Origin of the sequence: Embleya sp. AB8 (genome assembly GCF_049739465.1) — a bacterium.
Lineage (GTDB): Bacteria > Actinomycetota > Actinomycetes > Streptomycetales > Streptomycetaceae > Embleya.
Map to the genome: position 1 here is coordinate 34613 of NZ_JBMHHY010000052.1, position 6000 is coordinate 40612.

5 protein-coding genes are annotated in these 6000 nt (G+C 72.0%); all 5 read left to right on the top strand.

Annotated features, from left to right (window positions below; genetic code table 11):
• Positions 1–139 precede the first annotated feature (139 nt).
• The 5 genes from ABIA38_RS44005 to ABIA38_RS44025 all read left to right on the top strand — a co-directional run bounded on the left by ABIA38_RS44005 (position 140) and on the right by ABIA38_RS44025 (position 5840).
• Positions 140–1453: an extracellular solute-binding protein gene (locus tag ABIA38_RS44005; protein ID WP_424644678.1), complete on the top strand. Its 1314-nt coding sequence runs from the start codon at positions 140–142 to the stop codon at positions 1451–1453.
• Positions 1454–1621: 168 nt separating this feature from the next.
• Positions 1622–2590 (top strand): carbohydrate ABC transporter permease, encoded by a 969-nt coding sequence (locus tag ABIA38_RS44010; protein WP_424644674.1) that lies wholly within the window; start codon positions 1622–1624, stop codon positions 2588–2590.
• Positions 2591–2622: 32 nt separating this feature from the next.
• The gene (locus ABIA38_RS44015; RefSeq protein ID WP_424644679.1) at positions 2623–3474 is read left to right on the top strand and encodes a carbohydrate ABC transporter permease; all 852 of its coding nucleotides are present in this window, start codon (positions 2623–2625) and stop codon (positions 3472–3474) included.
• Between the two features lie 81 nt (positions 3475–3555).
• Positions 3556–4533 carry a carbohydrate kinase family protein gene (locus ABIA38_RS44020; protein ID WP_424644675.1) on the top strand — a complete coding sequence of 326 codons (978 nt, stop codon included), beginning with the start codon at positions 3556–3558 and terminating at the stop codon, positions 4531–4533.
• A complete protein-coding gene (locus tag ABIA38_RS44025) occupies positions 4530–5840 on the top strand; it encodes an alpha-glucosidase/alpha-galactosidase (RefSeq protein ID WP_424644676.1) in 1311 nt (436 codons plus the stop codon). The genes ABIA38_RS44020 and ABIA38_RS44025 overlap by 4 nt, the downstream gene beginning before the upstream one ends.
• The last annotated feature ends 160 nt before the right edge of the window (positions 5841–6000 follow it).

Consider the following 6000-nt stretch of genomic DNA (forward strand, 5'->3'; position numbering starts at 1 on the left):
CCCCGGCCCGCGCTCCGCTCCCCTGCGACAAGCAAGGAGCGCCGGGCCGCCCATCGCCATGGGCCATGGGCCATGCCCCGCCACGCGCGCCCTCCCCCACCCGTGCGTCCGCGCTTCGAAGTTCCCTGGAGGTCCAGTGCTGCTCGGCCAGTTCCCTCCCACCGGCCTCACCCGGCGCGGCCTGCTGCGCCTGGGCGCGGGCGCCGCCGCCGCGACCGCGCTGTCCGCGTGTGGCAGCACCGACGACGGCGTGGGTGCCGACGGACGCGTCACGATCGAGATGTGGCACGGCCAGACCGACGTCGGCCGCACCGCGCTCGAAGCCCTGGTCGAGAAGTTCCACCGCGCCCAACCCGGCATCCGGGTCGACCTCGGCGGCGGTGTGCTCGCCGACGCGATGTTGCAGAAGATCACCGCCGCACTCGCCGCCGGCTCCTACCCCGACATCGCCTACGTGTTCGGCTCCGACCTGGCCGGCGTCGCGCGCAGCCCCAAGGTGGTCGACCTGAGCGAGACCGTACGCTCCGCCCCCACCCCCTGGGAGAACTACTGGGACCCGGCCCGCCAGGCCGTCACCATCAACAACAGGATCCGCGCGACGCCGGCGATGCTCGACGCCCTCGCGGTGATGTGCAACAAGAAACTCTTCGAGGCGGCCGGCATCCCGCTCCCGCAAGCAGGCTGGACCTGGCACGACTTCCTGGCCACCGCACAACGCCTGACCGACGCACAACGCGGCGTCTTCGGCACCGGATGGCCGGCCGTCGGCGACGAGGACACCGTCTGGCGGTTGTGGCCGATGGTGTGGGACCTGGGCGGCGACGTGATCGCCGAGGACGGCCGCGGCATCGGCTTCAAGGACGTCGGCGTCCGCGCCCTGGAGACGGTGGACGCGCTCGCCCGGAGCAGGAGCGCCTACCTCGACCCCAAGTCCGGCACCGAGCAGATGTACCAGGTCTTCGCCTCCGGCCGGATGGGCATGGTGGTGACCGGCCCGTGGCAGATCCCCGACGTCACCCAGGCCCGGATCGACTACCACGTGGTGCCACTGCCCAGCTACAGCGGCCGGCCGATGACCATCTGCGGCCCCGACACCTGGACCGTCTTCGACAACGGCAGCGCCCGGGTGCGCGCCGCGCGCACCTTCGTATCCTGGCTGGCTCAACCCGATCAGGACGTCGACTGGGCCGTCCGAGCCGGCAGCCTGCCGCTGAGTCGGACCTGCGAGGCCAGGCCGGAGTGGCGCGCGCACGCCGCCGAGACCCCCGGCCTGGACGTGTTCACCAAGGCCCTGGAAACCGCCCGGGTCCGCCCCGCGCACCCGGCCTACCCGCAGATCTCCACCGCCCTCGGCGAGGCCGTCGTCTCCGTACTGCTCGGCAGGAGCAGCCCCACCCGGGCACTGAACCGCTGTGCCTCGGCGGCCAAGGCGGCCCTGGTCATCCCCCGCTGAACCCGCCGCACCCACCCCGCACCCGCCGCACCCACCGAGCCCAACGGGTTCGCCGAGCCCGACGGGTTCACCGAGCCCGACGGGTTCACCGAGCCCGACGGGTTCACCGGGCCCGCCGGGTCCCCCCGAGCCATCCGACCGAGCCGAGCCGAGTCGAGGAGCCCCACCATGCCCGCACCGCCCGCTCCACTCACGCTCTCCGACCGGGATCGACAACGGCGCACCCTGCGCCGCAGACGCCGGCGCGAGACGGCGACCGCGTGGGTGTACATCCTGCCCGCCGTACTGGTCGTCCTGGGCCTGAGCGTGGTGCCGTTCGTCTGGTCGTTGTTGCTGTCCTTCCGCGCCGACGACCTGGTCACCCCCAGCCGGTGGGTCGGCCTGGACAACTACGACGCACTGACCCAGGACCCGCACTTCGGCCAGGCCGTACGCAACACCCTGCTGTACACCGCGTTGTACGTGCCGCTGAGCATGGCCCTCGGCCTGTTCCTGGCTCTGGTGCTGAACCGGCGGATCAAACTGGTCGGCCTGTACCGCACGTTGATCTTCGTACCGTTCGTCATCTCGGCCACCGCCCAGGGTGTGCTGTTCTCGTTCATCCTGGACCCGGAGTTCGGCGCGGCCAACTCGGTGTTGCACGCGCTCGGGATCGGCCGGCAGGGCTTCCTCAACGATCCCGCGCAGGCGTTGCTCGTCCTGGTGGCGATCTCGGTGTGGAGTGGAACCGGGTTCTGCGTGGTGATCTACCTCGCCGCACTCCAGGACGTGCCGCCCTCGCTCCTGGAGGCGGCCCGTCTGGACGGCGCCGGCCGGTGGCAGTTGCTCCGCCACGTGGTGCTGCCGACGCTCACCCCCGTCAACACGTTTCTGCTGCTGTGGCAGACGATCAACGCGCTCCAGGTGTTCGACCTGGTCTATGTCACCACCAAGGGCGGGCCGTTGGGCTCGACCACCGTCATCGTCTACTTCATCTGGGAGCAGGCGTTCAAGAACTTCACCGCCGGGTACGGCGCGGCGGCCGCCTACGTGCTCGCCGTTGCGCTCCTGGTGATCGCGGTGGCGATGCGCCTGGTCCGCGGCCACCGGCCCGGCGCCGTCGTCGCCACCGTCGGGCCCGAGGGAGGCGCCAAGTGACCACCACCGCACCGCCGTTGCCGACCACCCACGTGCGCACCGCCGCGCACGTCACGTCGAGTCCGCGCCGCCTGCTGCCGTTCAGCCCGTGGCATCTGCTGCTCGCCCCGCTGTCCCTGCTGTTCGCATTGCCGCTGCTGTGGTTGGTGCTCAGCTCGGTGATGACCAACGCGGAGATCAACCGTTTCCCGCCCGCCCTGTGGCCCTCCGGGATCGACCTGGGCGGCTATCGCTACGTGCTGGGCAACGCGATGTTCCCGCGCTGGTTCGCCAATTCGCTGATCGTCTCGGCGGTCGCGGTGGTCGCCAACCTGGTGTTCGGGGCGTTGGGCGGGTACGCGTTCGCGCGGATGCGGTTCCTGGGCTCGCGCACGCTGATGGTGGCGATGTTGGCCACCATGGCGATCCCGTTCCAGCTCACCATGATCCCGACCTTCCTGATCATGAAGCGGCTCGGGTTGATCGACACCCTCGGGGCGTTGATCATCCCGTCCCTGGTCACCCCGTTCGCGGTCTTCCTGCTCCGCCAGTTCTTCCTCTCGCTCCCGCGCGAACTCGAGGAGGCGGCCTGGATCGACGGATGTTCCCGACTGCGCGTACTGGTGCTGATCGTGCTGCCGCTGTCCCGACCCGCGCTCAGCACCGTCGCCGTGTTGACCTTCCTCACCACCTGGAACGACCTGAGCTGGCCGCTGATCGCGATCAACCACGACAGCCAGTACACCCTGCAACTGGGCCTGACCACGTTCCAGGGCCAACACCACACCCAGTGGGCCGCGGTGATGGCCGGCAACGTGATCACCGTGCTCCCGGTGCTGCTGGCCTTCCTCGGCGCGCAGAAGGCGTTCATCCAGTCCATCACCTCCAGCGGCCTCAAAGGCTGAGGGCCGGCGCTCCCACCGGAGTTCGCCCCTGCCGCGCACCGTTGCCGGCTCCGTCCACCCCAGGAAGCTCCAGGAATACCCATGCCGCACTCTCCCGACCTCGACCTGCTCGTCCTCGGCGACGCCAACCCCGACGTCGTACTCGGCCCGCTGGACGGCCCGTTGGCCTTCGGGCAACACGAACGGCTCGTCCCCACCGGCCTGCTCACCCTCGGCGGCTCCGGCGCGATCACCGCGTGCGGCGCGGCCCGGCTCGGCCTGCGGGTGGCCATCGCCGCCCGGATCGGCGACGACGACGCCGGCCGGTTCGTCCGGGCCGCGCTCGACGCCCGGGGCGTGGACACCTCCGCGCTGCGCGTGGTCCCGGGCGAGGCCACGCCGCTGACCACGGTACTCACCCGGCCCGACGGGGACCGGGCCATCCTGACCGCCGCCGGGACGCTGGCCACGACCGGACCGGACGACGTCCCCGAGCGGTTGCTCACCCGCAGCAGACACGTACACGCCGCGTCCTGGTTCCTGCTGCCACAGCTCGCCGCCGCACTGCCCGACCTGCTGCGCACCGCCCGCGCGCACGGCGCCACCACGTCCCTGGACACCAACGACGACCCCGCCGGCCGCTGGGACCCGACCGCGCTGGCCGGCGTACTGCCCACCGTCGACGTCCTGTTGCCCAACGCCCAGGAGGCGCTCGCGCTGGCCCACCTGCCCACCGGCACCCCCGAGCAGGCGGCCGGCCTGCTGGCCGCCCGGGGACCGCTCGTGGTGGTCAAGAACGGCGGCGCGGGCGCATTCGCGCACGACGGCCGCGACATCGTGTACACCGCCGGCATCCCGGCCGAACCACTCGACACCGTCGGCGCCGGCGACAGCTTCGACGCCGGCTACCTCGCCGCCCTGCTCGCCGACGAATCACCGGCCCGGGCCCTGGAGTTCGCCGCCGCGTGCGGAGCGCTGTCCACCCGGGCGCACGGCGGCACCCCGGCCCAAGCCACCCGGGCCGAGGCGCTCGCCGCGCTGGCCCGCAACCGAGACAACCAGGGAAAGAACCACTCATGACCCGCACCAAGATCGTCTTCGTCGGCGCCGGCAGCGTCGTGTTCACCCAGGGGCTCCTTGCCGACCTGTTCGCCTTCCCGGAGTTGGCGAACGTGCACGTCGCGCTGCACGACATCGACGCCGAACGGCTGGCCACCGCCGAGGGCGCGGCCCGCCTGATCGCCGCCGAACGCGGCGCGAATCCGCTGATCAGCACGCATGCCGACCGGCGCGAGGCACTGGTCGACGCGCACTTCGTGATCAACATCATCCAGGTCGGGATGCGCGAGGCGACCCGGACCGACTTCGAGATACCGGCCCGCTACGGCCTGCGGCAGACCATCGGCGACACCCTCGGGGTCGGCGGCATCTTCCGCGCCCTGCGCACCTTCCCGGTCCTGGCCGCGCTCGGCGCGGACATCGCGGCCGTGTGTCCGAACGCGTGGCTGCTCAACTACACCAACCCGATGGCGATGAACGTCGGTTACCTGACCCGCGCCACCGGGCTCACGCGCGTGGTGGGCCTGTGCCACTCCGTCTACTGGACCATGCAGGGTCTGGCCGAACTGGTCGGCGTCCCCTACGAGGAGATCGACTACCGCGCCGCCGGGGTCAACCACCAGGCCTGGGTGTTGCGCTTCGAACACGCCGGCACCGACCTGTACCCGCGCCTGGACGCGCTGATCGCCGACGACCCGGAACTGCGCCGCCGGGTACGGGTGGACATGTACCGGCGGCTCGGCTACTACCCGACCGAGACCAGTGAGCACTCCAGCGAGTACGTGCCCTGGTACCTGGGCCACGACAGCGAGATCACCCGGCTGCGGCTGCCCGTCGGGGCCTATCTCGACATCGTCGACGAGAACATGGCCGCCTACGAGCAGACCCGTGCCGCGCTCGCCGCCGGCGAGCCGGTGCCGGTCGAGTCCACCATGGAATACGCCCCGCAGATCATCCACAGCATCACCACCGGGACGCCGCGGACGATCTACGGCAACGTGCCCAACCACGGCCTGATCGACAACCTGCCCGCCGACGGCGTGGTCGAAGTGCCGTGCCTGGTCGACGGGTTGGGCGTACAACCGACCCGAGTCGGGGCGCTGCCCGCGCAGTTGGCCGCGCTCAACCGCGCCTACCTGAGCATGAACGACCTGGTGGTGCGGGCCGCCCTGGAGGACGACCCGCGCCACATCCGACATGCCGCGATGGTCGACCCGGCCACCGCCGCCGCGCTGCCGGTGCCGCGGATCTGGGAGTTGTGCGATGAACTGGTCCGGGCGCACGGGGAGTTGCTCCAGCCCGGGTTGCGGGCCACGCTCGGGGGCTGACCCCGCCGGCCGGTGCCTCGGCTCGGGTGCCGCGGCGCGGGGGCCCCGGGCCCCCCCCCGGGGCCCCCCCCCCCCCCCCGCCCGGGCCCCCCCCCCCCCCCCCCGCGCGGCACCCCCCCCCCCGCCCGCCCGGGCAACCCCCCCCACACCCCCGGCCCGC

Bases quoted from the DNA above. Each gene is read 5' to 3' on its own strand.
- ABIA38_RS44010 (WP_424644674.1), top strand. From the start codon at position 1,622: ATGCCCGCACCGCCCGCTCCACTCACGCTCTCCGACCGGGATCGACAA.
- ABIA38_RS44020 (WP_424644675.1), top strand. From the start codon at position 3,556: ATGCCGCACTCTCCCGACCTCGACCTGCTCGTCCTCGGCGACGCCAAC.
- ABIA38_RS44025 (WP_424644676.1), top strand. From the start codon at position 4,530: ATGACCCGCACCAAGATCGTCTTCGTCGGCGCCGGCAGCGTCGTGTTC.